Consider the following 24,628-nt stretch of genomic DNA (forward strand, 5'->3'; position numbering starts at 1 on the left):
CACCAGAAACGATCAAGGGGGATCCATGCATCCGAACACGCCCACCGGCTCGACGCCCACCACTCCCACCAGTCCGCATCTGCACGGAGGTCAGGCGCCTCGCGGGTTGGAGAACACACCGGAATCCGATTTCACCGGCGGTCGCTACGGGAGGATGTTCCGCGACCTCCCGACCTATGATCTCGCCGACGCGTCCCTGATCGCCCTCGCCGACGCGATGATCCAGCCCGCGGAGCCGGCAAAGGAGCTCGGTGCGGAGGACGAGGATGAGAACACGGCGACGCTAGACATGAGCGACGAGCTGCGCCTACCGGCCGGCTACACCTATTTCGGCCAGTTCGTCGACCACGACATCACCTTCGACCCCGCCTCCAGCCTGACCAGGCAGAACGATCCGGATGCCCTCGTCGATTTCCGCACGCCCAAGTTCGACCTGGACTCCGTCTACGGGAGGGGGCCGTCCGATCAGCCCTACCTCTACGACAGTGACGGTCTGCACCTGTCGCTGGGGGATCGACAGTCTCCCGGATTCGGTGCCTTCGATCTGCAGCGTGTGGCGTCCGAGCGAGCGATCATCGGAGACCCGCGCAACGACGAGAACGTGATCGTCTCGCAGCTGCAGTCCGTCTTTCTGCGCTTTCACAACGCCGTCGTCGATTCAGTGAAGACGGACTTTCCTGCCTGGTCCGCTGCCGACCAGCTGAAGCACGCGCAACGCCTGGTTCGCTGGCACTATCAGTGGGTCGTCGTGCACGACTACCTGCCCCGCCTCGTAGGCAAGGACGTCGTGGACGACATCCTTCCGGAGGAGAGCTTCGTCTCGTCCGCGTCGACAGCGCTCACCGTCACCCGGCCGAAGCCGCGACTGGTGTTCTACAGGTTCCGTCGACAGCCGTTCATGCCGGTGGAGTTCAGCGTCGCCGCCTATCGGTTCGGTCACTCGATCGTCCGGCCGAGTTACTTCATCAACACGGTCGCACGGCCAGACCCGCTGCCTCCCGAGGGTGCACACCGCATTCCGATCTTCACCCCGGATGCCGACAAGCCCAGAGGAGGCCTCAACGGCTTCAAGACGCTACCGCGCGAGTGGGGCGTCGATTGGAGATTCTTCCTCCCTCGGATCACGAGTAGCGAGCAGCCCGTGCCCGGTACGCCGCAGCCGAGTTACAAGCTTGACGCGACGATCGCCACGCCGCTCAAAACCCTTCCCACCTCCGTTGCGGGAGCAGAGGTCATCTCGACCGCCGCCGGCCCCGAAATCGCACGCTCCCTAGCTATCCGCAACCTCCTGCGTGGCAAGCGCCTCGGTCTGCCTTCGGGCGAGGACGTGTCCCGCGCGATGGGGATCGAGCCTCTCACGCCGGACGAGGTCTTCACGAACGTCGATGTGACCGACGACGTGAAGAGCGATCTGAGGGGTCGCACCCCGCTGTGGTTCTACATTCTCAAGGAATCGGAGGTGCGCTCTGAGTCGGCCGGACTCGGGCCTGTCGGAGGCCGTATCGTGGCGGAGGTCCTCATCGGACTACTCTCCGGCGATCATCTGAGCTATCTGTCGGTCCAGCCGAACTGGAGGCCGAATCTCGGTCCGACTGCCGGTGAGTTCACGCTCTCCGACATCGTGAATATCGCGTTCGCCGGCTAGACCCGATCCAGCAGCACCGCGACCTCCAGATGCCCCGTCTGCGGGAACATGTCGAGAACCCGCCCGGTGCGGATGCGGTACGACGGCATGCGGGCGAGGTCGTGCGACAGGCTGTTCGGGTTGCAGCTGGAGTACACGACGTTCGGGATGCCGGAGCCTTCGAGCCATCCCGATAGGTCCGCGCCGATCCCGCGTCGCGGCGGGTTCACGATGACCAGGTCTGGCGTCGTCTTCGCCCGGAGCGCGAACGCTGTCGCGTCTCCTGCACGGAACGCCACGTGCGGCAGCCCGGCGGCCGCCGCCGTCGCGCGGGCACTGCGCACCGCCTCCGTACTGGTCTCGACCCCGACGACGCGCCGCCTGGGCGCCGCCACGTTGAGCGCGAAGCCGCCGACGCCGCAGTAGAGGTCCCACACGCTCGCCGGCGACACCGCGTCCACCCACTCGGTCACCTGCTCGTAGAGGCTCTCGGCGACGGCGGTGTTCGTCTGGAAGAAGCTCTGCGGACGCAACCGCAGCGGGACGCCGCCGACGCGCATGACGAGGGACGACTGCGCGGTCAGCACGATCTCGGTGTCGCCTTCGACGACCGCCTTGTGCTCCGGCTGGAGGTTCGCCGTCACGACGACGGCGTTCGGCAGTGCCGCGAGCAGCTCGTCGAGCCTGGCACGGATGCGATCGACGCCGGCGCGGGTCCGCACGACGAACCGCACCATCAGCTCGTCGTCGGGGGAGTGCGTCACCAGGACGTACTTGAGCTCGCCGCGCCGGTCCGGGACGCTGTACGGCTCGAGCCGGCTGCGGGTGACGAAGGCCGCGAGCACCGGGAGTGCTGCCCGCACTCCGGGCGCGCAGATGCCGCATTCGCGCAGGTCGACGCCACGGCCCGCCTCGTCGAGGATGCCGATTGTCGGCGCGTCCACGGTGCCCGAGACGACCATCTTGGCCTTGTTGCGGTAGCCGGACTCGGCGCTGGCCACCGGCGGCAGCCAGATCGCGTCACCGTAGGGCGCGAGGAGGTCTCGCGCGTGGCCGTCCTTGCGGGCCAGCTGCTCGCCGTACGGGACGCCCATCAGCGTGCACGAGCGGCATACGCCGGCGTCGAAGTACGAGCAGTCCATTCCGCGAACGATTGTACGTGGCCGCCACGATCGGCGCAGGAGACGGAGAATCACACAGAAAGCCACAGAGAAGATATTGATCTCTGTTGATTCATGTTGTACTGTGTTGGAAATCCAAAGGAGGCGGCAGGTGTATGCAATGGAGCGTCAGGAGCTGATCGAGCGGCTCCTCCTCGAAGAGGGCCGCGTCGCCGTGATCGATCTCGCCGAGCGTTTCGGCGTCACCACGGAGACCGTGCGCCGCGATCTCGACGCGCTCGAGCTCTCCGGCGCGCTGCGCCGGGTGCACGGCGGCGCTGTCGCCATCGACCGCGCGAGCACCGCGGAGGCCTCCGTGATCGAGCGCAGCGGGCTGCGCGCCGACACCAAGCTGCGCATCGCCGCCCGGGCCCTCGACGCGCTCGGGGACGGTTTCCGCGGTTCCCTCTACCTCGATGCGGGCACGACCACGGGCGCCGTCGCCCAGCTGCTCCCGGCTCGGCTCTCGGCCAGCGGGGGAGAGGCGGAGGTCGTCACCCACTCGCTCACCCTCGCGCCCGCGCTCGCTGCGGCCGACCGGGTGTCGCTGACCGTCGTCGGCGGCCGCATCCGCGGTGTCACGGCGGCGGCGGTCGGCGCCTCGACCGTCCGCGCGATCCAGTCGTTGCGGCCCGACATCGTCTTCGTCGGCGTCAACGGTGTCTCCGCCGGCTTCGGCCTGAGCACTCCCGACCCGGAGGAGTCCGCGGTCAAGGAGGCCATCGTCCGGGCGGCGCGGCGCGTGATCGTCCTCGCCGACGCGTCCAAGTTCCAGCAGGAGTCGCTGGTCTCGTTCGCCGCGCTCGACGCGGTGGACGTGCTCGTGACCGACCGCGCACCGGAGGGCGAGCTCGCCGACGCGCTGACAGCTGCGGGTGTGGAGGTGTGGTCGGCATGATCGTCACCCTCACCGCCAACCCTTCGCTCGACCGCGCCGTGACGCTGAGCGCGCCGCTCCGACCCGGCGAGGTGCAGTCGGCCGCGTCCTCGCGCGAGGACGCCGGCGGCAAGGGGATCAACGTGGCACGCGTCGCCGCCGCGGCCGGCGTGCCCGCCCTCGCGGTCCTCCCGCTGGCCGCCGACGACCCGTTCGGCGTCGTACTGCACTCGGTGGAGCTCCCCATCCGACCCGTTCCGATCCGCGGCCATGCCCGAGCGAACCTGACGATCACCGACCCCGTCGGCGTCACGACCAAGCTCAACCTGCCCGGTGCCGCCCTGGACACCTCGGACGCGCAGCTGCTGGTGGCGGCCGTCGTCGACGCGTGCGCCGGCGCGGGCTGGCTGGTGCTCGCGGGCTCGCTGCCCCCCGGCGTCGGCGACGACTTCTACGTGACGGTCATCCGTGCCGTGCGCGAACACTGGGGCGACGCAGCTCCCCGGATCGCGGTCGACACCTCGGGGGAGGCGCTGCGCGCGGCCGTGTCCGAGGCGCGGCCCGACCTGATCAAACCCAACGAGGACGAGCTCGCGGAGCTCACGGGCGCCACGTTCGACCCCGACGAGCTCCCCTCGGCGGCGCTTGCCATGGCAGGGACGCTCGTACCCGAGCGCGTCGGTTCCGCCCTCGTGACGCTCGGAGCCCTCGGCTCCGTGCTGGTGACCCCCGACGGCGGCTTCGTCGCCGCCGCCCCCCGCATCCGTGTGCAGAGCACCGTCGGCGCCGGCGACAGCGCCCTCGCCGGCTATCTGCTGGCGGACCTCGCGGGGGCGACCCCGCCCGAACGGCTCGCGCACGCGATCCGCTACGGGTCCGCCGCCGCGGCACTGCCCGGCACCCAGGCGCCCCGACCGGCCGACCTGTTCGCCGGCGACCTCCCCGTCGCCGCGCTCCATCCCTGAGCCCCGTCTCGACTCCGCACAGACACACTGGAGGAAACCGTGTCACTGAAGACCATCACTCCCGAGCTCGTGAGCCTCGCTCCCGGCTCCGTCGGCGACAAGAGCGCCGTCATCCGCGAACTCGCCGCCCGCGTCGTCGCGCAGGGGCGCGCCACCGACGCGGAGGCGCTCTACGCCGATGCCTGGGCGCGTGAGCAGAAGGACGAGACCGGCCTGCCCGGCGGTATCGCCATCCCGCACGCGAAGAGCCCGTCCGTCACCGTCCCGACCCTCGCGTTCGCCCGGCTGGAGCCGGGCGTCGACTTCGGCGCCCCTGACGGGCCCGCCGACCTGGTGTTCCTGATCGCGGCGCCCGCCGACGCGGCGGAGGCCCACCTCGCCGTGCTGTCCAAGCTCGCCAGGAGCCTGATGACCGAGGAGTTCACCTCCGGTCTGAGGGCGGCGCAGCGGCCGGAGGACGTGGTCGCGCTCGTAGACGAGGCCATCGGGGAGGGCGAAGGTTCGAGCGGGGCGTTCGTAGCATCAGCGGTGTCGGCAGCATCAGCCGGGTCGGGCGCGCTCGCCCCAGCGCCGGTCGGGACTGCCGCCGACGGCTTCCGCATCGACGGCCGTCCGGCCCGGATCGTCGCGGTCACCTCCTGCGCGACCGGCATCGCGCACACCTTCATGGCCGCCGACGCGCTCACCGCCGCCGGGCCGAGGAACGGTGTCGACCTCGTCGTCGAACCCCAGGGGTCGAGCGGCTACCAGGCTCTGCCGCAGAGCGTGATCGACGCGGCCGACGCGGTCATCTTCGCGAACGACGTCGACGTGCGCGAGGAGGCGCGTTTCGCGGGCAAGCCCGTGGTGCGCTCCACCGTCAAGCGCGGCATCGAGCAGCCCGATCAGCTCATCGCCGAGGCGGTCGCCGTCGCGGCGGACCCGAACGGCGCCCGCGTGAGCTCGTCCGGCGCATCCGTCTCGACCGCTCCCGCCGAGACGCTCTCCTGGGGCGCCAACCTCAAGCGGATCCTGCTCACCGGCGTCAGCTACATGATCCCGTTCGTCGCCGGCGGCGGCCTCCTCATCGCCATCAGCTTCCTGCCGTTCCTCGGCGGGTACGGCATCGCCCTCGCCCATGGCGACTCGGGCATGAACAACGCCGTCTACACGCTGACCCACTACGCGATCTGGAACCTCCCTCCGGAGGGGCTGGGCTACTACCTGGGCGCCATCGCCTTCGAGATCGGGAGCGTGAGCCTCGGCTTCCTCGTTCCCGCGCTGGCCGGCTACATCGCGTTCGCCATCGCCGACCGGCCCGGCATCGCTCCGGGGTTCGTCGCCGGTGCGATCGCGGTCTTCATGAACGCCGGCTTCCTCGGCGGTCTGATCGGCGGTCTGCTCGCGGGCTACGCGGCCTGGCTCATCGGCCGGCCCGCCGTGCCGCGCTGGCTGCGCGGCCTGATGCCCGTCGTGATCATCCCGCTCGGCGCATCGATCATCGCCTCGGGCTTGATGCTGCTCATCCTCGGCGCCCCGATCGCGTGGCTGATGACCCAGCTGACCGGCTTCCTGAACGGACTCTCCGGCGCCGGCGCCGTCTTCCTCGGGATCATCCTCGGCCTGATGATGTGCTTCGACCTCGGCGGCCCCGTCAACAAGGTGGCGTACGCCTTCGCGGTCGCCGGCCTGGCGCAGCAGACGGACGCGAGCTTCCACATCATGGCCGCGGTGATGGTCGCCGGCATGGTGCCCCCGCTCGGGATGGCGCTGGCCTCCACCGTGCTCTATCGCCGCGGCTTCACGCAGGTCGAGCGGGAGAACGGAGCGGCCGCCTGGCTGCTGGGCGCCTCCTTCATCTCGGAGGGGGCGATCCCCTTCGCCGCGGCCGACCCGCTGCGGGTGATCCCGGCCAACCTGGTGGGCGGCGCGGTCGCCGGAGGCCTCGCGATGGCCTTCGAGGTGAGTTCTCGGGCGCCGCACGGCGGTATCTTCGTCTTCTTCGCCATCGACCCGATCTGGGGCTTCGTGGTCGCTCTCGCGGCCGGCACGCTCGTCACCGCCCTGCTGGTCGTCGGCCTGAAGCGGTTCACGGCCCCGCGTCGCACGGCGCCCGTGGCCGAGTCCGCCGATCAGCCCGCAGACCAGCCCGTCGCGGCGACCGTCGCCGCGTGACGTCCGCCGCTTTCGAGAAGGAGAGATCGATGACCGAACGTACCGCCACCGTCGCCAGCAGTTCCGGCCTCCACGCCCGCCCCGCGAAGCTCTTCGTGCAGGCCGTGCAGGAGAAGGGCATCCCCGTGACCATCGCGGTCGGCGACGGACCGCAGTCGAACGCAGGCAGCATCCTGTCGCTGATGGGCTTGGCCGCGGGCAAGGGCACAGTCGTGACCCTGCGGTCGGAGGCGCCGGGCGCCGATGCCGCCCTCGACGAGCTGGTGGCGCTGCTCGAGACGGACCTCGACGCCGAATAGCCGGCCCGAGCACGAAAGAAGCCCTCTCCGTAAGGAGGGGGCTTCTTCTGCGTTAGCGGAGCTACAGTGCCCCCAGTAGGATTTGAACCTACGGCCTTCTGCTCCGGAGGCAGACGCTCTATCCCCTGAGCTATGGGGGCCAGGAGTGCCCGTCCAGGCTAGCAGCTTTTCGAGGGGCGTCAGTTCGTCGGCAGGTTGCCCAGGACGCTCTGCATGAGTGGTGCCGCATCTCCCGGCTCGAAGAACGCGGTCGACTCTGCGACGATCCAGTACGGGCCGCGGAAGATCTGCACCTGGCCGGTGTCGCCCGCCTTGAAGTAGCCCTCGACCTGCGGAGGGGTGCCGTAGGTGGGAACGGGCTGGGCCGCCGTGATGGCGGCGTTCTTGAGGCTCTCCAGCTGGTCGGCGGGGGGATGCGCGACCGCGATCTGCACGACATCGCCGCTGGTCTGGTTCTGCCAGGCGCACGTGACGCCCTTCCAGTCGGCGATCTGCTTCTCGAGGCTGCCGGCCTTGGGTGCATAGCCCGGGTCCGCCGAGAAGTTGGGGTTGTACGCGTAGAGCTGGTCGGCGGTGACGACCTGGTCGCAGGTGAGGGTGACGGGCGTCGGCGGCAGGGTCGGGGTCGGGGTCGGCGTCGCCGCCGGGGTGTTCGAGGCCGCGGCGCCGCCGGCGGTCGCCGAGGCGGAGGGCGTGGAGGCGGGTTTGGCCGTCGGCGTGCAGCCCACGAGCGTGACGGCCGCGGCGGCGATCGCGAGCGCGGCGAGGGTCCGGGCGGTGTGCTGCTGCATGCTGGAGTGCGTCTTCCGTATCGTCCTGCGGGCGTGTCGAGTCGCACCCTATCAAGCGTTGCGACGGGTTGCCCGTCAGTCCTTAGTAGAATCGTTCGTCATGACCCCCGCTGATCTCTCCGCCTCCCTGCTCGCCATCGTGACGACCGTGGTGGACCGGCGACGCGAGGGCCGCGACGACATCGCAGACCTGGCCATCACGGTCGACGACATCCCGCTGGAGCGGCCGAAGAACCGCGAGCACGGCGACTGGTCGTCGAACGTCGCGATGCGGCTCGCCAAGCGTGTCGGCGCCAACCCGCGCGAGCTGGCCGGCGAGATCGCGGAGGCCGCTGCCGGTATCGACGGAGTCGCCTCCGCCGAGGTCGCGGGCCCCGGGTTCATCAACTTCCGGCTGGACGCCGCCGCTGCCGGGCAGCTGGCCAAGACGATCGTGGAGGCCGGCGACGCGTACGGCCGCAGCGACCTCTACGACGGCCTGCTCGTCAACCTGGAGTTCGTCTCCGCCAACCCCACCGGCCCCATCCACCTGGGCGGCGCGCGCTGGGCCGCCGTCGGTGACAGCCTCGCGCGCATCCTCCAGGCGGCGGGCGCCGACGTGACGCGCGAGTACTACTTCAACGACCACGGCTCGCAGATCGACCGGTTCGCGCGCAGCCTGCTGGCCGCCTACCTGGGCGAGGCCACTCCGGAGGACGGCTACGGTGGCGCCTACATCGGCGAGATCGCCGCCGAGGTCGCCACGCGTGCCGCTGCCGACCCGCAGATCGGCGACCTGGCCGCGCTGCCGCGCGAGCAGCAGCAGGAGGTCTTCCGCCGTCTCGGCACCGGCCTGATGTTCCAGGAGATCAAGGACCGTCTGCACTCGTTCGGCGTCGACTTCGACGTCTACTTCCACGAGGACTCGCTGCACGAGTCCGGTGCGGTGGAGCGGGCGATCGAGCGCCTCCGCGAGCAGGGCCACATCTTCGAGGAAGACGGCGCGATCTGGCTGCGCACCACCACCTTCGGCGACGACCGAGACCGGGTCGTCGTGCGCTCCAACGGCGAGCCCGCCTACATCTCCGGCGACCTCGGCTACTACCTCGACAAGCGCGAGCGCGGCTTCGAGCAGAACATCATCATGCTCGGCGCCGACCACCACGGCTACATCGGCCGCATGATGGCGATGGTGGAGGCGTTCGGCGACGTGCCGAACGAGAACCTGCAGATCCTCATCGGCCAGATGGTCAATCTGGTCAAGGACGGCGAGCCCGTCAAGATGTCCAAGCGCGCCGGCACCATCGTGACGCTCGATGACCTCGTCGACGTCGTCGGCGTCGACGCCGCCCGCTACTCGCTGGTGCGCTCGTCCACCGACTCGCAGCTCGACATCGACCTCGACCTGCTCACCAAGCGCAGCAACGAGAACCCCGTCTACTACGTGCAGTACGCGCATGCCCGCACGCGCTCCGTCGCCGCCAACGCGGCCAAGTCGGGCGTCGACCGCAGTGTGTTCAAGCCCGAACTGCTCACCCACGAGACCGAGAGCGCGCTGCTCGGCGGCCTCCAGGAGTTCCCTCGCGTCATCGCGCAGGCGGCGGAGCTGCGGGAGCCGCACCGCGTCGCCCGCTACATCGAGGAGGTCGCCGGGCTGTACCACGCCTGGTACGCCGTGCGCGATGGCTCGACCCGCGTTCTCCCGCACGGAGACGAGCCGATCACCGACGCGCACCGCACGCGCCTCTGGCTGAACGACGCGACCGGCCAGGTGGTCCGGAACGGACTCGCCCTGGTGGGGGTGTCCGCTCCGGAGCGGATGTGACGCGATGAGCGATCAGCCCACCGAGGTCCTTCCCGACGAGTCGTCGCCCGCAGGCGGCGTACCGACGCGCGCCCGCCCGCGCTGGCTGAGGCCGCTCCTGTGGACGGTCGGCTCGGTCGTCGTCGTCCTCGTGCTCCTGGTCGTCGCCGACCTCGTGACGCGCGCCGTCGTCGAGCAGCGCGTCGCAGCCGAGATCGAGAAGAATCTCCCGAGCTCGGTGAAAGCCGACGTGCAGGTGCACATCGGCGGGTTCTCGGTGCTCGGGCAGTTCGTGGGCGGCAGCTTCGAGAGCGTCGACATCGACGCCCCGCACGCGACGGTCGACGGCGCGCCGCTGAGCGCGTCCGTCCACGCGACCGGCGTGCCCGCCGACTTCAGCAAGCCGATCCAGTCGGCCACCGGCACCCTGAGCATCTCGCAGGCGTCGCTCAACAAGCTGGTCACGATCCCCGGCGCGAAGGGCGATATCACCCTGGGCGATGCCGTCATCGGGTACGACGGCACGATCGATCTGCTCGGCCTCCCCGTGGACTACACCGTCACGGCGACCGCCGAGGCCGCTGGCGACACGGTGCTGCTCACTCCGGGCAAGGCGACCGTCTCGGCCGGATCCGGCAACGTCAACATCACCAAGCTCCTCCAGTCGCTCACCTCGAACGGACCGTTCCCGGTGTGCGCGGCCCAGTACCTCCCCGCGGGCGTCAAGGTCACCGACATCACCGTAACGCCGGGGCACGCCACCGTGACGCTGAGCGCATCCGACTTCGTGATGAACGAGGAGTTCCTGCACAGCAAGGGCAGCTGCTCGTAACACGGCGAACCGCCTCTGGCGGCCTCGATAGACTGCTTCTACTTCTCCACCGGCTTCAGGGGCCAATCCGGGTCCGCTCGCCAGAGAGAACCCCATCGACTGTACTCGTCAGTTTCTGTACTCGTGAGGTTGTCCCCATGGCATCGAATCCGCTCGCGCCCCCGTGGCTGCGTGTTCCCGACGATGCGAACGCGCTCGTCCCCGGTCTCTGGTCGCGCACCGTGCGTCGGCACGAGGGCGTGATCGAGGTGGGCGGAGTCCCCGTCGCCGACCTCGCCGACCGGTTCGGCACCCCGCTCTATGTGGTCGACGAGCAGGAGGCGCGAGAGCGCGCCGTGGAGGTCCGCTCCGCGCTGCAGCGCGCGTTCGCGGAGGTCGGCTCCGCCGCCAAGGTCTACTACGCGGGCAAGGCGTTCCTCTCGATCGAGGTCGCGAGGTGGATGGCCGAGGCCGGCCTCAACATCGACGTCTGCTCGGGCGGCGAGCTCGCAGTCGCGCTCGCGGCCGGCGTCCCGGCCGAGCGGCTGGGGTTCCACGGAAACAACAAGTCTCTCGCCGAGATCGACCGCGCGGTCTCCGTCGGCGTCGGCGCCCTGATCATCGACAGCTTCCAGGAGATCGACCGGGTGGCCGAGGCGGCCTCCCGGCACGGTGTCGTGCAGCGGGTGCGTCTGCGGGTGAACAGCGGCGTGCATGCGGCGACGCACGCGTTCCTGGCCACCGCGCACGAGGACCAGAAGTTCGGGATCGCCCTCTCCGACGCCGCGGACGCGGTGGCGCGTATCCGCTCGCACGCCGGGCTCGACTTCCTCGGGCTGCACTGCCACATCGGTTCGCAGATCTTCGGTGCGGACGGCTTCGCCGAGTCGGCTGCCCGTCTGCTGACCGTGCACAAGGAGCTGCTCGTCGGAGGCGACATCCCGGAGCTCAATCTCGGCGGCGGATTCGGCATCGCCTACACCGCGGCCGACGACCCGGCGCCGATCGACGAACTGGCGCGCAGCATCGCGCAGACCGTCGCCGCGGCGTGCGAAGACCTCGGGATCCCCCTGCCGGCGGTGGCCTTCGAGCCGGGCCGGACGATCATCGGCACGGCCGGCCTCACCCTTTACACGGTCGGCACGACGAAGGACGTCACCGTCTCGGCGCAGGACGACGGCGAGACCGCCGTGCGACGCTACGTGAGCGTGGACGGCGGCATGAGCGACAACGCCCGTCTCGCGCTCTACGGAGCCGACTACTCGGCCAGGATCGCGGGCCGCGAGTCCGCCGCGCAGCCCGTCCTCGTGCGGGTCGCCGGCAAGCACTGCGAGAGCGGAGACATCGTCGTCGACGCCGAGTACCTGCCGGGCGACGTGGAGCCGGGCGACCTCCTCGCTGTTCCGGCGACCGGTGCGTACTGCTGGTCGCTGGCGAGCAACTACAACTACCTCGGCCGCCCCGCGGTGATCGCGGTGCGCGACGGCGCCGCGCGCGTCATCGTGCGCGGAGAGACCGAGGCCGACCTGCTGGCGCGCGACGCCGCCTACGACGACGGGAGCACCGAGCGATGATCGAGTACCGCAACCTGCGGGTGGCACTCCTGGGGGCCGGCTCCGTCGGATCCCAGGTGGCGCGACTGCTGCTGGAACAGGGTGACGAGTTCGCGTCGCGGGTCGGCGCGCGGCTGGAGCTCGTGGGCATCGCCGTGCGCGATGTCGACGCCCCGCGCGACGTCGACCTCCCGCGCGAGCTGTTCACGACCGACGCCAGCTCCCTCATCCTGGGCGCCGACATCGTCGTCGAGCTGATGGGCGGTGTCGAGCCGGCGCGCGGCTATGTGCTGGAGGCCCTCAACTCGGGCGCCGACGTCATCACCGCCAACAAGGCACTGCTGGCCACCCACGGCCCCGAGCTGTTCGAGGCAGCGGAGCAGGTCGGCGCACAGCTGTACTACGAGGCGGCGGTCGCCGGGGCGATCCCGATCATCCGGCCGCTGCGCGACAGCCTCGCCGGTGACACCGTGACGCGCATCCTCGGCATCGTCAACGGCACGACGAACTTCATCCTCGACCGCATGGACACCCACGGTGAGACCCTCGCCGACGCGCTCGCGATCGCGACGGCCCGCGGCTACGCGGAGGCCGACCCGACCGCCGACATCGGCGGCTACGACGCCGCGCAGAAGGCCGCCATCCTGGCGAGCCTGGCCTTCCACACCACCGTGCCGCTGGAGCGCGTGTACCGCGAGGGCATCACCGCCGTGACGCGCGAGCAGGTCGACGCCGCCCGTGAGGCGGGAGCGGTCATCAAGCTGCTGGCGATCTGCGAGCGGCTGACCGACCCGGAGACGGGGGAGGAGGGCGTCTCGGCCCGCGTCTACCCGGCCCTGATAAGCCGCGAGCACCCGCTCGCCGCCGTGCGCGGCGCGCACAACGCGGTGTTCGTGCAGGCGGCCGCCGCGGGCGACCTGATGTTCTACGGCGCGGGCGCCGGCGGGGTCGAGACTGCCTCCGCCGTGCTCGGCGACGTCGTATCGGCTGCCCGCCGGCACGTGGTCGGCGGCCCCGGCGTCGCCGAGTCGACGCACGCGGGCCTCCCTGTGCTCGACATCGGCCGCGTGGTCACGCGCTACCAGATCACCCTGTCGGTGGAGGACCAGCCGGGCGTGCTGGCGGCGGTCGCCCGCATCCTGAGCGACGGCGGTGTGAGCGTCGAGACGATGCAGCAGTCGGTGCCGAGCACGACCAGTACCGTGGTCCTCCCCGGGCGGTCCCCGTTGCAGAGTGTGGCGCCGATTCACGGCCCGGGCGCCCCCACCGCTACCCTGGTGATCGGCACCCACGAAGCCGAGGAGGCCGCGCTCGCGGCCACCGTGGAGGCGCTCGCGGCCAGCGACGTGGTCACCGCCGTCTCTTCCGTTCTCCGAGTCGAAGGATCTTAATGCCCGAGAAGTCCTACAGTCGTCAGTGGCGTGGCGTCCTGCGCGAGTACGCGGACCGCCTGAACATCTCCGAGGCCACCCCGATCGTGACCCTCGGCGAAGGCGGCACCCCGCTGCTCCCGGCCCCCGCGCTCTCGGCGCGCACCGGTGCGAACGTCTTCGTGAAGTTCGAGGGCATGAACCCGACCGGGTCGTTCAAAGACCGCGGGATGACGATGGCGATCTCGAAGGCCGTCGAGCACGGGGCGAAGGCCGTCATCTGCGCCTCCACCGGCAACACCTCGGCCTCGGCGGCGGCGTACGCCACCCACGCCGGCATCCAGGCCGTCGTGCTGGTGCCGGAGGGCAAGATCGCGATGGGCAAGCTCAGCCAGGCCATCGCCCACAACGCGCAGCTGCTGCAGGTGCAGGGCAACTTCGACGACTGCCTCGACATCGCCCGCGACCTGGCCACCAACTACCCGGTGCACCTGGTCAACTCCGTGAACCCCGACCGCATCGAGGGCCAGAAGACCGCCGCGTTCGAGGTCGTCGAGGTGCTCGGCGACGCTCCCGACTTCCACATCGTCCCCGTCGGCAACGCCGGCAACTACACCGCCTACCACCGCGGTTACACCGAGGAGCTGCAGCGCGGCGAGTCCACGAAGCTTCCGCGCATGTTCGGCTTCCAGGCCGCGGGCAGCGCCCCGATCGTGCTCGGTCACGCCGTCAAGGAGCCCGACACCATCGCCACCGCGATCCGCATCGGAAATCCGGCGTCGTGGGAGCTCGCGCTCAACGCGCGCGACGACAGCGAGGGCTACTTCGGCGCGATCGAGGACGCGGGCATCCTCGAGGCGCACCGCATCCTCTCCGCCGAGGTCGGCATCTTCGTCGAGCCGGCCAGCGCGATCAGCGTCGCCGGCCTGCTGGAGCGCGCGGCCGCCGGTGCCATCCCTGCCGGCTCCACGGTCGTCCTCACCGTCACCGGCCACGGCCTGAAAGACCCGCAGTGGGCGCTGCGCACCGCAGACGGCTCCGACGTGCAGCCGACGAGCGTGCCGGTGGACACCGCGGCGATCGCCGACGTGCTCGGCCTCTCGGCCGACGCGGGAGCGTCGGCGTGACCCTTCGCACCGTCGACCTGCGCGGGCGTGCGGTCGCGGTGAAGGTCCCGGCGACGAGCGCCAACCTCGGCCCGGGCTTCGACACGCTGGGGCTTTCGCTCGCGCTCTACGACGAGCTGCGGGTCGCGGTGCGCGACGAGCCGGGCGCGACCGTCCAGGTCACCGGTGTCGGAGCAGGGGAGGTGCCGACCGACGAGACGAACCTCGTCGTGCGCGCCATCGCCCACACGTTCGAGTCGGTGGGCATCGCACTGCCGGGCCTCGACCTCCAGGCGCGCAACAGCATCCCGCACGGCAGGGGCCTCGGCTCCTCCGGCGCAGCCATCGTCTCCGGCATCATGGCGGCGAAGGGCCTGTTGGAGGGCGTCGTCGAGTTCGACTCCCAGACGCTCCTCGCGCTCGCCAACGACATGGAGGGTCACCCCGACAACGTGGCGCCCGCCCTCTTCGGCGGTCTGACCATCGCCTGGGTCACCCCGGACGGTCCGCGCTTCAAGAAGCTGATCGTCCACCGCGGGGTCTCGCCCCTGGTCCTGGTGCCGGAGCACGTCATGTCGACCGCGCTCGCGCGCAGTCTCCAGCCGCAGTCCGTGCCCCACGAGGACGCGGTCTTCAACGTCTCGCGCTCCGCGCTGCTGGTCGCGGCTCTCATCCAGAGCCCCGAGCTGCTGCACGCCGCCACCGAGGACAAGCTCCACCAGAGCTATCGCGCCTCGGCCATGCCGGAGACCGACAGCCTGATCACGCTTCTGCGGTCGAACGGTTTCGCCGCGGTGGTCTCGGGGGCGGGGCCCTCCATCCTCGTGCTCTGCAGTGACCCGAGTCAGCGACTCGCCGCCGCCGAGCTGGTCGCCAGCGAGGCGAAGACGGCCTGGCAGCCGCTCATGCTCGCGGTCGACTTCAAGGGGGCGACGGTGACCGCCGCGCCGGCCGACGAGGCGGACACACCGGCCGCGTAGCGTCAGAAACGCCCGGTACGAAGTGGTAAACTGTTCGGGCACCCGTGAAGAACCCGCGTCACGAGCGAATCAAGCTTCCGGGTGATCTCTTAGCAATCATGCCGTCACTCCTGCCTGCGCTTTTCGGATATCCGGAGCATCCGGGTATCCCGAGCGCACCGTAGCGCGGATCCGTACGCAGCGCGGCAAGGCAGGTTCACGTGGCGAGTGCTCCACAGCGGCGCGCAGAGTGCGCGTCGGGGGAAAGGAATCCTCTTCAGTGACTGATGTCGAACTCCACGCCGGGGGCGTGGACAACAGCGACCTGACCTCGCTCAAGGTGGCGGAGCTCCAGGCTCTCGCCGCCGAGCTCGGCCTCCAGGGCGCGACCCGGCTCCGCAAGGGCGAGCTGGTCGAGGCGATCGCGACGGCCCGCGCCGCCGCGGCAGGGGCCGCGGACGCGGCGCCCGAGCAGAGCGATGCAGAGGCCGCCGCTCCCGTCGCCGCCGCTCCCGTCGCCGCCGAGCCCGTCGCCGCCGAGCCCGTTGCGATCGCGGTCGAGCAGGCCGACCACGCGTCGGCCGCCTCTCAGGTTCTCGTCGAGCCGCTCATCGCCGAGCCGGCCGTGACCGCCGAGCCGCTCGTGGGCGATGCGCTCCTCGCCGAGGCCGAAGCCTCCGCCGCGCCGCGCCGCCGTGGCTCGCGCCGTGCCTCCAGCCCGGACGGCACCATCCTCCCCGCCGCGACGAGCGTCGCAGCGGGCACGCACGTGAACACCGGCGAGACCGGTGTCGAGTCCCTCATCCCCGACGTGGATGCACTGCTCGACTCCGCGCTCGCGTCCCGCGAGCAGGCTCAGCGCGACGGCCAGGGCGGTCGTCGCCGCCGCGGTCGCGGCCAGAACGGTGGCCAGGGTCAGCAGAACGGCGCGCAGGAGGCCGACGAGCAGTCGACCGAGGCGACCGCCGAGACCGAGGCGACGCAGGCCGAGTCGGTCGAGCAGGGAGGCGAGCAGCAGCAGGGCGGACGCAACCGCCGCAACCGCAACCGCAACAAGGGCAACGGCCAGGGCAGCGAGCAGAACCAGCAGGGCGGCCAGAACCAGCAGGGCGGCCAGAACCAGCAGGGTCAGCAGAACCAGCAGGGTCAGCAGAACCAGCCGAAGGACCTCCAGGGCGACGGCGACAAGCAGGGCGGCCAGCAGAACCGCGGCCCGCAGCAGCAGCAGACCGACGGCGACCGTTCGGGCCGCTACCGCGACCGCAACCGCAAGCGCCGTGGCGGCGTGGCCGGCGACGAGTTCGAGCCCGAGATCGCCGACGACGACGTGCTCATCCCCGTCGCGGGCATCCTCGACGTGCTCGACAACTACGCGTTCGTCCGCACGACGGGCTACCTCCCGGGCGCCAGCGACGTCTACGTCTCGCTCGGCCAGGTCAAGAAGTACAGCCTCCGCAAGGGCGACGCCGTCGTCGGTGCGATCCGTCAGCCGCGCGAGGGCGACAGCAACAGCCGCCAGAAGTACAACGCGCTGGTGAAGGTCGACTCGATCAACGGCCAGACCGTCGAAGAGGCCGCCACCCGCGTCGAGTTCGGCAAGCTGACGCCGCTCTACCCGCAGGAGCGCCTGCGGCTGGAGACCGAGCCCGGCAAGGTGACCCAGCGGATCATCGACCTGGTCGCCCCGATCGGCAAGGGTCAGCGCGGGCTCATCGTCGCACCGCCCAAGGCCGGCAAGACCATCGTGATGCAGCAGATCGCCAACGCGATCACCACCAACAACCCCGAGGTGCACCTCATGGTCGTCCTGGTGGACGAGCGTCCCGAAGAGGTCACCGACATGCAGCGCACGGTGAAGGGCGAGGTCATCGCGTCCACGTTCGACCGCCCCGCCGAAGACCACACCACGGTCGCCGAGCTGGCGATCGAGCGTGCGAAGCGCTTGGTGGAGCTGGGCCACGACGTCGTCGTGCTCCTCGACTCGATCACCCGTCTCGGCCGCGCCTACAACCTTACGGCGCCGGCCTCCGGTCGCATCCTGTCCGGTGGCGTCGACGCCTCCGCGCTGTACCCGCCCAAGCGCTTCTTCGGCGCCGCGCGCAACATCGAGCACGGCGGCTCGCTCACCATCCTCGCTTCGGCGCTGGTGGAGACCGGCTCCAAGATGGACGAGGTCATCTTCGAGGAGTTCAAGGGCACCGGCAACATGGAGCTCCGCCTGTCGCGCCAGCTGGCCGACAAGCGCATCTTCCCTGCCGTCGACGTGAACGCCTCCGGCACCCGCCGCGAAGAGATGCTCATGGGCCAGGACGAGGTCAAGATCACCTGGAAGCTGCGTCGTGCGCTCGCGGGCGTCGACCAGCAGCAGGCGCTCGAGATCGTGCTCGGCCGTCTCAAGGAGACCTCGAGCAACGTCGAGTTCCTGATGCAGGTGCAGAAGTCGATGCCGCAGCCCGCCAACGGCCACAGCAACGCGCACTCGCACGGTCACGAGAACGACCACCGCTAGCTGACGAAAGTGCCCGTCCGTCGCGCCCTCCGGTGCGGCGGACGGGCACTTTTCCGTTCCCGGATTCAGCGCAAGCAGAAAGAAGCCCCCCATGTTCGAGTCGGTCACCGGCCTCATCGCCGAGCACGACGACCTCCAGCAGCAGCTCTCCGACCCTGAGCTGCACAGCGACCCGGTTCGCTCCAAGAAGGTGAACCGTCGCTACGCGGAGCTGTCGCGCATCGTCGCGGTGTACAACCAGTGGCAGCAGCTCTCGGACGACCTGGAGGCCGCGCGCGAGCTGGCCGCGGAGGACGCGGCGTTCGCCGAAGAGATCCCCGGCCTCGAGCAGAGCCTCGAGGAGACCGGCGAGAAGCTGCGTCGGCTGCTGATCCCGCGCGACCCCAACGACAGCCGCGATGTGATCATGGAGATCAAGATGGGCGAGGGCGGGGCCGAGTCCGCGCTCTTCGCCGGTGACCTCCTGCGCATGTATCTGCACTATGCGGACTCGAAGCGCTGGAAGGCCGAGATCATCGAGCAGACCTCGAGCGACCTCGGCGGCATCAAGGACGTGCAGGTGGCGTTCAAGGGCACGTCGAGCGACCCGGCGGAGGGCGTCTGGGCGCACCTCAAGTACGAGGGCGGCGTGCACCGCGTGCAGCGCGTGCCGGCGACCGAGTCGCAGGGCCGCATCCACACCTCGGCCGCCGGCGTGCTCGTCTTCCCGGAGGTCGACGAGCCCGAAGAGGTCGAGATCAACCCCAACGACCTCAAGATCGACGTGTTCCGGTCGTCGGGCCCGGGCGGTCAGTCGGTCAACACGACCGACTCGGCGGTGCGCATCACGCACGTGCCGACGGGGATCGTCGTCTCGATGCAGAACGAGAAGAGCCAGCTGCAGAACCGCGAGGCCGCCATGCGCGTGCTGCGGGCGCGCCTGCTGGCCAAGCAGCAGGAGGAGGCGGACGCCGAGGCCGCCGAGTTCCGCAAGGGCCAAATCCGGACCATGGACCGGTCCGAGCGGATCCGCACGTACAACTTCCCCGAGAACCGCATCGCGGACCACCGCACCGGCTACAAGGCTTACAACCTCGACACGGTCATGAACGGCGCGCTCGATCCCGTGATCGAGTCCAACATCCTCGCCGACGAGGAGGCGCGCCTGGCCGACCTGGCGCAGGACTGAGCCGTCGCTTCCTCACTTTCTCCCGCAACACGCCGCGGTAGGCGAGAGAAAGTGAGGAAGCGATGGCTGCTCAGATGTAGAGCGCGGGGTCGAGCCAGTCGTCTCCGGGGATCTGCTCGTGGCCGGAGCGCGGTCGGGGGCGCGCGGGGACGCCGGTGAGCACGGAGTCCGGCGGAGCGTCGTGCACGACGACGGCGTTCGCGCCGATGACGGTGCGCGCGCCGATGTCGATCGCGCCGAGGACCTTGGCGCCGGCGCCCACCGTGACGTGGTCGTGGATGGTGGGGTGGCGCTTGCCGTGGCCGCTGCCACGGCCACCGAGCGTGACGCCGTGGTACAGCATCACGTCGTCGCCGATCCAGGTGGTCTCGCCGATGACGACGCCCATCCCGTGGTCGATGAAGAAGCGCCGGCCGATGCGGGCGCCCGGGTGGATCTCGATGCCGGTCAGAAAGCGCGTGAACTGCGAGAGGATGCGCGCGGGCATCCGGAACCCGGCGCGCCAGAGGCGGTGCGCGATCCGGTACGACCACACGGCGTGGAGACCGGAGTAGACGATCGCGACCTCCGCGCCTCCACGCGCCGCGGGGTCGTGCTTTCGCGCGTTACGGATGTCCTCGCGCGCCCGGAAGAGCGGCACGCGGTTCAGTCCAGCAGGTCCGCCCAGAGGGCTGTCGAGATGTACCGCTCTCCGGTGTCGGCGACGATGGCCACGACCGTCTTGCCGGCGTTCTCCGGTCGGGCCGCGACCTGGAGCGCCGCCCACACGATGGCGCCGGAGGAGATACCGGCGAGGATGCCCTCCTCGCTGGCGAGCTTCTTGGCGGTGGCGATCGAGTCGTCGAACGACACGTCGATGACTTCGTCGTAGACGCTGGTGTCGAGGATCTCCGGGACGAAGTTGGCACCGATGCCCTGGAGCTTGTGCGGGCCGGGCTTGCCGCCGTTGAGGATGGGGGAGTCGATCGGCTCGACCGCGATGACCTGCACGTCGGGCTTGCGCTCCTTGAGCACCTGGCCGACGCCCGTGATGGTGCCGCCGGTGCCGATGCCGGCGACGAAGATGTCGACGTCGCCGTCGGTGTCTTCCCAGATCTCCTCTGCGGTGGTGGCGCGGTGGATGGCCGGGTTGGCCTCGTTGGCGAACTGGCGCGCCCAGATGGCGTTGTCGTTCTCTGCGACGATCTTCTGGGCCGCCTCCACGGCGCCGCGCATGCCGTCGGGGCCGGGGGTGAGGACGATCTCGGCGCCGAACGCGCGCAGCAGGACCCGGCGCTCCTTGGACATGGTCTCCGGCATCGTGAGGATGACCTTGTAGCCGCGCGCCGCGCCGACCATCGCGAGCGCGATTCCGGTGTTGCCACTGGTGCCCTCGACGATGGTGCCGCCGGGGCGCAGCTCGCCGGACTGCTCCGCGGCGTCGATGATGGCGACGCCGATGCGGTCCTTGACGCTTCCTGCGGGGTTGTAGAACTCCAGCTTCGCCAGCACGGTCGCGCCGGCGTCGGCGGCGATCCTGTTGAGCTTGACGAGGGGAGTGCGTCCGACGGCTTCGGTGATGTTGTCGTAGACCTGTGCTGGCATGGTTCACACTCTAATCCGCGCGGGGGGCCCGGCGCCCTGTGTGACGGTATGCTCATCGGGCCATGTCAGATGCTCCCTCCGCGTTCACCGTCCGTTCCCTCCGCGACGAGACGGTCGCGGTTCTCGCGCAGGCGGGGGTGCCCGATCCCGAGGTGGATGCCGACCTGCTGATCGGGTTCGCCCTGGGAGTCGGGCGCGGGCGCGTTCAGGCGCTGGCGGTGATGGCCTCGCCGGTGAAGGAGTCCGACATCGCGCGGGTCCGCGGGCTCGCTTCGCGCCGGGCCACGCGGGAGCCGCTGCAGCACATCACCGGGACGGCGCCGTTCCGCTCGCTCGAGTTGGCGGTCGGCCCTGGCGTCTTCGTCCCGCGTCCGGAGACCGAGCAAGTCGTGCAGTTCGCCATCGACGCCCTCCGGGCCGTGCCGTCGCCGTCGCCGATCGGCGTCGATCTGGGAACGGGCAGCGGCGCGATCGCCCTGGCGATGGCGACGGAGGTGCCGCACGCCCGGGTCTTCGCCATCGAGAAGTCGCCGGAGGCGATCGCGTGGACGCGCCGCAACGTCGAGTCGTCGGGCGCGACGAACGTGGAGTTGGTGCAGGGTGATCTCGCCGAAGCGTTCCCGGAGCTCGATGCCACGGTCGACGTCGTCATCTCGAACCCTCCGTACGTGCCAGATGCCGCCATCCCGCGCGACCCCGAGGTGCGGCTGTTCGACCCGGCCATCGCGCTCTACGGCGGTGAGGACGGCCTCGACGTCGTGCGGGTCATCTCGTCGGTGGCGCGCCGGCTGCTCCGCCCGGGCGGCACCCTCGTGCTCGAGCACGGGGAACTGCAGGGCGCACAGATCCGAGACCTCCTGACCGCCGACGGCTGGCGCGCCGCGGCCACCCACCGCGACCTCACCACCCGCGACCGGGCGACCACAGCGCTGCGCTGAGCGCGCTGCGTCCTGCAGCATTTGCGCCGAATGCGGCGATAGGGGGCGCCTGTCGCAACATTTGCGGCAAATCGCCCACCGGGTCAGCGGCGCTCGCGCTCGCGCTCCTCGCGCTCCTTGTCGCGCGCGATCCGCTCGCGGGCACGGGCGATCGTCTCGCGCTCGCGCTTGCGGGCCTCCCGTAGGGCCTTCTCGGCCTCGCGCCGCTGATTGGCGGCCTCCCGCACCGCCTTGTCGTGCGGGATCGGTTCCGGGCGCGGTTCGGCGGCGACGATCGGCTCGCCGGAGGTGCGCGCCGTGATGTAGCGCTCGATCCCGTCGAGGATGCGCTCGAGGCCGAAGGCGAAGTCGTCCTGCTCGTCCTCCCCGTCGGTGTACCCTCCCGAGGCCACCAGCGGCGCGAGGTCGGGGAACCGCTCCGGAGTGACGAGTTCCGCGAGTGCGGCGGTGAACGCCTCTCCGCTCTGCGGCGGCTGCGCGCCCTTCTCCCGCGACTGGCGCACGTCGCGCTCGACCACCCCCGCTGCGCGCGCGTATGACGACAGCAGCAGGGCCGTGCCCATCTTCTCGGCGTCCGTCAGCGGTAGGTCGCGCATCTCGCGGAGCCCCCAGTCGAGCACCGCGAGATTGTTGGGCATCAGCGGGATGCCCGAGATCGGGAGGTCGGGGAACCAGGGGTGCGCCTGGATCACCTCGATGCTGGCCATGGCCCAGCGGCGGAGTCCGCTGCGCCAGTCCGTCCCGCGGTCGTCCTCTGCGGGGATCGGAATGTCGCACACGGCGTCCTGCATGAGCGCGAGGACGTCGTCCTTGCTCGTCACATACCGGTAGAGCGACATCGTCGTGAAGCCGAGCTCCGTCGCGATGCGGCTCATGGAGACCGCGCCGAGACCCTCCTGATCGGCGACGGCGACGGCGGTGTCGATGATCCGCTCGATGCTGAGCTCGCGCTTCGGTCCGCGCTGGGGCCGCTCGGCGACACCCCAGCTGAGCGCGACGGCGCGGGGGAGCACCTCTTCGACTTCGTCCGCCATTCCGCACGCCTTTCCGGTTCGGTGTTGACACCCATCCTAGAACTGTGTATCACTTAAACGAAAGCGTATGCGCCATAAACAGTTTGCTACCTACACAGAACTCGAAAGGAACCGGACCATGACAGCACCAGCGATCGCGGTCGCCGGACTGCGCAAGTCCTTCGGCACGCAGACCGTCCTCGACGGAGTCGACCTGCAGGTCGAGCGGGGGAGCGTGTTCGCGCTCCTCGGCCCGAACGGGGCGGGCAAGACCACCGTCATCAACATCCTGAGCACACTGGTCGCGGCCGACGCCGGCACAGCGGTCGTCTGCGGCCACGATGTGGTCGACGACCCGGACGGTGTCAAGGAGTCGATCAGCCTCACCGGGCAGTCCGCTGCGGTCGACGAAGTCCTGACGGCCGAAGAGAACCTGCGCATGATGGCACGGCTCTCCGGCTTCGATCGGGCCGGCGCCGCCCGGCGCGCCACAGACCTGATCGAGCGCTTCGACCTCCGCGGCGCCGCTCGCAAGCGCGTCAGGTCGTACTCCGGCGGCATGCGGCGTCGCCTCGACCTGGCGCTCAGTCTCGTCGCGACACCTCCCGTCATCTTCCTCGACGAGCCGACGACCGGCCTCGACACCCGCAGCAGGCAGGCGCTGTGGACCATCATCCGTGACCTCGCGGCGCGGGGCACCACCATCCTCCTCACGACGCAGTACCTCGAGGAGGCCGACCAGCTCGCCGACCGGATCGCCGTGCTCGATCACGGCCGGGTGGTCGCAGAAGGCACGGCGGTCGAACTGAAGGCGCGCGTGGGCGGGGAGGTCGTCGAGTTGCGCGACGCGGCCGACGAGGTCGTCCACGAGCTGCCCACCGACGGCACCGTCGACGGGCTGCGCGCGGCGATCGACCGGCTCGACGCTCTAGGTGTTCCCGGCGCGTCCATCGCCATCCGCAAGCCGAGCCTCGACGACGCGTTCCTGATCCTCACCGGGAGCCACGCCGATTCCGACACCGATTCCGAGCTCCAGAAGGAGGCCGTCCGATGACCACGCTCACCGCCATCACCCCGTCCCGCCGCGTGAGCGGCGCCACGTCCGCTGCCGTGTTCATCGGCCGTAGCGTGCGTCACTCGCTGCGCAACGTCGAAGCCCTCACCATGGCGATCGCACTGCCGGTGATGCTGATGCTCCTGTTCACCTTCGTCTTCGGGGGTGCGATCGACTCCGGTGGCGGCTACGTCGACTACGTCGTGCCGGGCATCATCCTGCTCTGCGCCGGCTTCGGCGCCTCCAGCACGGCCGTCGACGTCGCTGAGGACATGAGCAACGGGATCGTCGACCGATTCCGAACCATGCCACTGCGCGCCGACGGCGTCATCACCGGGCACGTCGTGGCGAGCCTGCTGCGCAATCTCCTTGCGACGGGCGTCGTGATCGGCGTCGCCCTCGCGGTGGGGTTCCGGCCGACGGCGAACGTGCTCGAGTGGGTGGGAGCGGTGGCGATGGTCGCCCTGTTCATCCTGGCGATCACCTGGCTCTTCGCGGCGATCGGCATCGCGGCGGCCAATCCGACGGCCGCGAGCGGCTACGGCTTCGCGCTTCTGTTCCTGCCCTACCTGTCGAGCGCGTTCGTCCCCACGGACACCATGCCGACATGGCTGCAGTGGATCGCGCAGAACCAGCCGATCACGCCGATCATCGAGACGATCCGCGCGTTCCTGTTCGGCCGCGACCCCGGCAGCGACTTGTGGTGGGCGCTCGGCTGGTGCGCCGTGATCATCGTGGGCGCGTACGTGTGGGCCGCCTGGCTCTTCCGGCGCAAGGCGGGGCGGCGCTGACGGAGGGCGCTGCGGCTGCCGGCTCCGTGGCACCTGCCTGCTGATTCCTCCACATCGGCCGCTGCCGGCGTCTTCTCCACAGAAGGCGCCGGCGGCGGTTTCTGTGTGCCCTCGCGACG

General features: G+C 70.2%; 21 protein-coding genes and 1 tRNA gene. 16 read left to right on the forward strand and 6 right to left on the reverse strand.

From position 1 onward, the window contains the following. Window positions 1–25: 25 nt before the first annotated feature. Window positions 26–1,645 carry a peroxidase family protein gene (locus tag KNO15_RS17565; RefSeq protein ID WP_241705097.1) on the forward strand — a complete coding sequence of 540 codons (1,620 nt, stop codon included), beginning with the start codon at window positions 26–28 and terminating at the stop codon, window positions 1,643–1,645. Here KNO15_RS17565 and rlmC read toward each other — a convergent pair. Beyond that, the gene (gene rlmC, locus KNO15_RS17570) at window positions 1,642–2,766 is read right to left on the reverse strand and encodes a 23S rRNA (uracil(747)-C(5))-methyltransferase RlmC (protein ID WP_241705098.1); all 1,125 of its coding nucleotides are present in this window, start codon (window positions 2,764–2,766) and stop codon (window positions 1,642–1,644) included. The genes KNO15_RS17565 and rlmC overlap by 4 nt on opposite strands. 130 nt (window positions 2,767–2,896) lie before the next feature. On the opposite strand from rlmC, the gene KNO15_RS17575 reads away from it, so the two are divergent. From KNO15_RS17575 to KNO15_RS17590, 4 genes are read left to right on the forward strand one after another with little or no spacing between them, the layout of a single operon-like run. Further along, window positions 2,897–3,682 carry a DeoR/GlpR family DNA-binding transcription regulator gene (locus tag KNO15_RS17575; RefSeq protein ID WP_241705099.1) on the forward strand — a complete coding sequence of 262 codons (786 nt, stop codon included), beginning with the start codon at window positions 2,897–2,899 and terminating at the stop codon, window positions 3,680–3,682. Continuing rightward, window positions 3,679–4,626 (forward strand): 1-phosphofructokinase, encoded by a 948-nt coding sequence (locus tag KNO15_RS17580; RefSeq protein ID WP_241705100.1) that lies wholly within the window; start codon window positions 3,679–3,681, stop codon window positions 4,624–4,626. The genes KNO15_RS17575 and KNO15_RS17580 overlap by 4 nt, the downstream gene beginning before the upstream one ends. A gap of 39 nt (window positions 4,627–4,665) precedes the next feature. After that, window positions 4,666–6,780: a PTS fructose transporter subunit IIABC gene (locus tag KNO15_RS17585; protein WP_241705101.1), complete on the forward strand. Its 2,115-nt coding sequence runs from the start codon at window positions 4,666–4,668 to the stop codon at window positions 6,778–6,780. Between the two features lie 29 nt (window positions 6,781–6,809). Further along, the gene (locus tag KNO15_RS17590; protein ID WP_241705102.1) at window positions 6,810–7,079 is read left to right on the forward strand and encodes an HPr family phosphocarrier protein; all 270 of its coding nucleotides are present in this window, start codon (window positions 6,810–6,812) and stop codon (window positions 7,077–7,079) included. A gap of 67 nt (window positions 7,080–7,146) precedes the next feature. Here the strand turns inward: KNO15_RS17590 and KNO15_RS17595 are convergent. Then, window positions 7,147–7,219: transfer RNA gene (locus KNO15_RS17595), tRNA-Arg, on the reverse strand. Between the two features lie 39 nt (window positions 7,220–7,258). Continuing rightward, the gene (locus KNO15_RS17600; protein WP_241705103.1) at window positions 7,259–7,870 is read right to left on the reverse strand and encodes an iron ABC transporter ATP-binding protein; all 612 of its coding nucleotides are present in this window, start codon (window positions 7,868–7,870) and stop codon (window positions 7,259–7,261) included. A gap of 100 nt (window positions 7,871–7,970) precedes the next feature. On the opposite strand from KNO15_RS17600, the gene argS reads away from it, so the two are divergent. The 8 genes from argS (at window position 7,971) to prfA (ending at window position 19,129) form a co-directional block, all read left to right on the forward strand. Then, on the forward strand, window positions 7,971–9,674 hold the full coding sequence (gene argS, locus KNO15_RS17605; RefSeq protein ID WP_241705104.1) for an arginine--tRNA ligase: 1,704 nt from the start codon (window positions 7,971–7,973) through the stop codon (window positions 9,672–9,674). A gap of 4 nt (window positions 9,675–9,678) precedes the next feature. Beyond that, window positions 9,679–10,485, forward strand: a complete 807-nt coding sequence (locus KNO15_RS17610; protein ID WP_241705105.1) for an LmeA family phospholipid-binding protein — start codon at window positions 9,679–9,681, stop codon at window positions 10,483–10,485. 137 nt (window positions 10,486–10,622) lie between these two features. Then, a complete protein-coding gene (gene lysA, locus KNO15_RS17615) occupies window positions 10,623–12,038 on the forward strand; it encodes a diaminopimelate decarboxylase (RefSeq protein ID WP_241705106.1) in 1,416 nt (471 codons plus the stop codon). After that, on the forward strand, window positions 12,035–13,408 hold the full coding sequence (locus tag KNO15_RS17620) for a homoserine dehydrogenase (protein ID WP_241705107.1): 1,374 nt from the start codon (window positions 12,035–12,037) through the stop codon (window positions 13,406–13,408). The genes lysA and KNO15_RS17620 overlap by 4 nt, the downstream gene beginning before the upstream one ends. Continuing rightward, window positions 13,408–14,514: a threonine synthase gene (gene thrC, locus KNO15_RS17625; RefSeq protein WP_241705108.1), complete on the forward strand. Its 1,107-nt coding sequence runs from the start codon at window positions 13,408–13,410 to the stop codon at window positions 14,512–14,514. Before KNO15_RS17620 ends, thrC begins: the two co-directional genes overlap by 1 nt. Further along, window positions 14,511–15,473, forward strand: coding sequence for a homoserine kinase (gene thrB / locus KNO15_RS17630; RefSeq protein WP_241705109.1), 963 nt, complete (start codon window positions 14,511–14,513; stop codon window positions 15,471–15,473). The genes thrC and thrB overlap by 4 nt, the downstream gene beginning before the upstream one ends. Before the next feature lie 259 nt (window positions 15,474–15,732). Then, window positions 15,733–17,961 carry a transcription termination factor Rho gene (gene rho / locus KNO15_RS17635; RefSeq protein WP_241705110.1) on the forward strand — a complete coding sequence of 743 codons (2,229 nt, stop codon included), beginning with the start codon at window positions 15,733–15,735 and terminating at the stop codon, window positions 17,959–17,961. 91 nt (window positions 17,962–18,052) lie between these two features. Beyond that, entirely contained in the window at window positions 18,053–19,129 is a 1,077-nt protein-coding gene (gene prfA, locus KNO15_RS17640; protein ID WP_241705111.1) for a peptide chain release factor 1, read from the forward strand. A gap of 70 nt (window positions 19,130–19,199) precedes the next feature. On the opposite strand, the gene epsC is transcribed toward prfA, so the two are convergent. Both epsC and cysK read right to left on the reverse strand, forming a co-directional pair. Then, window positions 19,200–19,769: a serine O-acetyltransferase EpsC gene (gene epsC, locus KNO15_RS17645; protein ID WP_241705112.1), complete on the reverse strand. Its 570-nt coding sequence runs from the start codon at window positions 19,767–19,769 to the stop codon at window positions 19,200–19,202. 5 nt (window positions 19,770–19,774) lie between these two features. Continuing rightward, window positions 19,775–20,713 carry a cysteine synthase A gene (gene cysK / locus KNO15_RS17650; protein WP_241705113.1) on the reverse strand — a complete coding sequence of 313 codons (939 nt, stop codon included), beginning with the start codon at window positions 20,711–20,713 and terminating at the stop codon, window positions 19,775–19,777. Window positions 20,714–20,775: 62 nt separating this feature from the next. Here cysK and prmC point away from each other — a divergent pair, with 62 nt between their 5' ends. Next, entirely contained in the window at window positions 20,776–21,651 is an 876-nt protein-coding gene (gene prmC, locus KNO15_RS17655; protein WP_241705114.1) for a peptide chain release factor N(5)-glutamine methyltransferase, read from the forward strand. A gap of 83 nt (window positions 21,652–21,734) precedes the next feature. On the opposite strand, the gene KNO15_RS17660 is transcribed toward prmC, so the two are convergent. After that, window positions 21,735–22,685, reverse strand: a complete 951-nt coding sequence (locus tag KNO15_RS17660; RefSeq protein ID WP_241705115.1) for a TetR/AcrR family transcriptional regulator — start codon at window positions 22,683–22,685, stop codon at window positions 21,735–21,737. A gap of 118 nt (window positions 22,686–22,803) precedes the next feature. On the opposite strand from KNO15_RS17660, the gene KNO15_RS17665 reads away from it, so the two are divergent. Both KNO15_RS17665 and KNO15_RS17670 read left to right on the forward strand, forming a co-directional pair. Beyond that, window positions 22,804–23,718: an ATP-binding cassette domain-containing protein gene (locus KNO15_RS17665; RefSeq protein WP_241705116.1), complete on the forward strand. Its 915-nt coding sequence runs from the start codon at window positions 22,804–22,806 to the stop codon at window positions 23,716–23,718. Next, a complete protein-coding gene (locus KNO15_RS17670) occupies window positions 23,715–24,509 on the forward strand; it encodes an ABC transporter permease (protein WP_241705117.1) in 795 nt (264 codons plus the stop codon). Before KNO15_RS17665 ends, KNO15_RS17670 begins: the two co-directional genes overlap by 4 nt. Window positions 24,510–24,628: the final 119 nt, after the last annotated feature.

This window comes from Leifsonia shinshuensis, from assembly GCF_022606355.1.
GTDB classification, from domain to species: Bacteria; Actinomycetota; Actinomycetes; order Actinomycetales; family Microbacteriaceae; genus Leifsonia; species Leifsonia shinshuensis_B.

Bases quoted from the DNA above. Each gene is read 5' to 3' on its own strand.
- rlmC (WP_241705098.1), bottom strand. From the start codon at position 2,766: ATGGACTGCTCGTACTTCGACGCCGGCGTATGCCGCTCGTGCACGCTG.
- KNO15_RS17565 (WP_241705097.1), top strand. From the start codon at position 26: ATGCATCCGAACACGCCCACCGGCTCGACGCCCACCACTCCCACCAGT.
- KNO15_RS17590 (WP_241705102.1), top strand. From the start codon at position 6,810: ATGACCGAACGTACCGCCACCGTCGCCAGCAGTTCCGGCCTCCACGCC.
- KNO15_RS17580 (WP_241705100.1), top strand. From the start codon at position 3,679: ATGATCGTCACCCTCACCGCCAACCCTTCGCTCGACCGCGCCGTGACG.
- cysK (WP_241705113.1), bottom strand. From the start codon at position 20,713: ATGCCAGCACAGGTCTACGACAACATCACCGAAGCCGTCGGACGCACT.
- KNO15_RS17620 (WP_241705107.1), top strand. From the start codon at position 12,035: ATGATCGAGTACCGCAACCTGCGGGTGGCACTCCTGGGGGCCGGCTCC.
- KNO15_RS17660 (WP_241705115.1), bottom strand. From the start codon at position 22,685: ATGGCGGACGAAGTCGAAGAGGTGCTCCCCCGCGCCGTCGCGCTCAGC.
- KNO15_RS17670 (WP_241705117.1), top strand. From the start codon at position 23,715: ATGACCACGCTCACCGCCATCACCCCGTCCCGCCGCGTGAGCGGCGCC.
- argS (WP_241705104.1), top strand. From the start codon at position 7,971: ATGACCCCCGCTGATCTCTCCGCCTCCCTGCTCGCCATCGTGACGACC.
- thrC (WP_241705108.1), top strand. From the start codon at position 13,408: ATGCCCGAGAAGTCCTACAGTCGTCAGTGGCGTGGCGTCCTGCGCGAG.
- prmC (WP_241705114.1), top strand. From the start codon at position 20,776: ATGTCAGATGCTCCCTCCGCGTTCACCGTCCGTTCCCTCCGCGACGAG.
- prfA (WP_241705111.1), top strand. From the start codon at position 18,053: ATGTTCGAGTCGGTCACCGGCCTCATCGCCGAGCACGACGACCTCCAG.
- KNO15_RS17610 (WP_241705105.1), top strand. From the start codon at position 9,679: ATGAGCGATCAGCCCACCGAGGTCCTTCCCGACGAGTCGTCGCCCGCA.
- lysA (WP_241705106.1), top strand. From the start codon at position 10,623: ATGGCATCGAATCCGCTCGCGCCCCCGTGGCTGCGTGTTCCCGACGAT.
- KNO15_RS17665 (WP_241705116.1), top strand. From the start codon at position 22,804: ATGACAGCACCAGCGATCGCGGTCGCCGGACTGCGCAAGTCCTTCGGC.
- KNO15_RS17600 (WP_241705103.1), bottom strand. From the start codon at position 7,870: ATGCAGCAGCACACCGCCCGGACCCTCGCCGCGCTCGCGATCGCCGCC.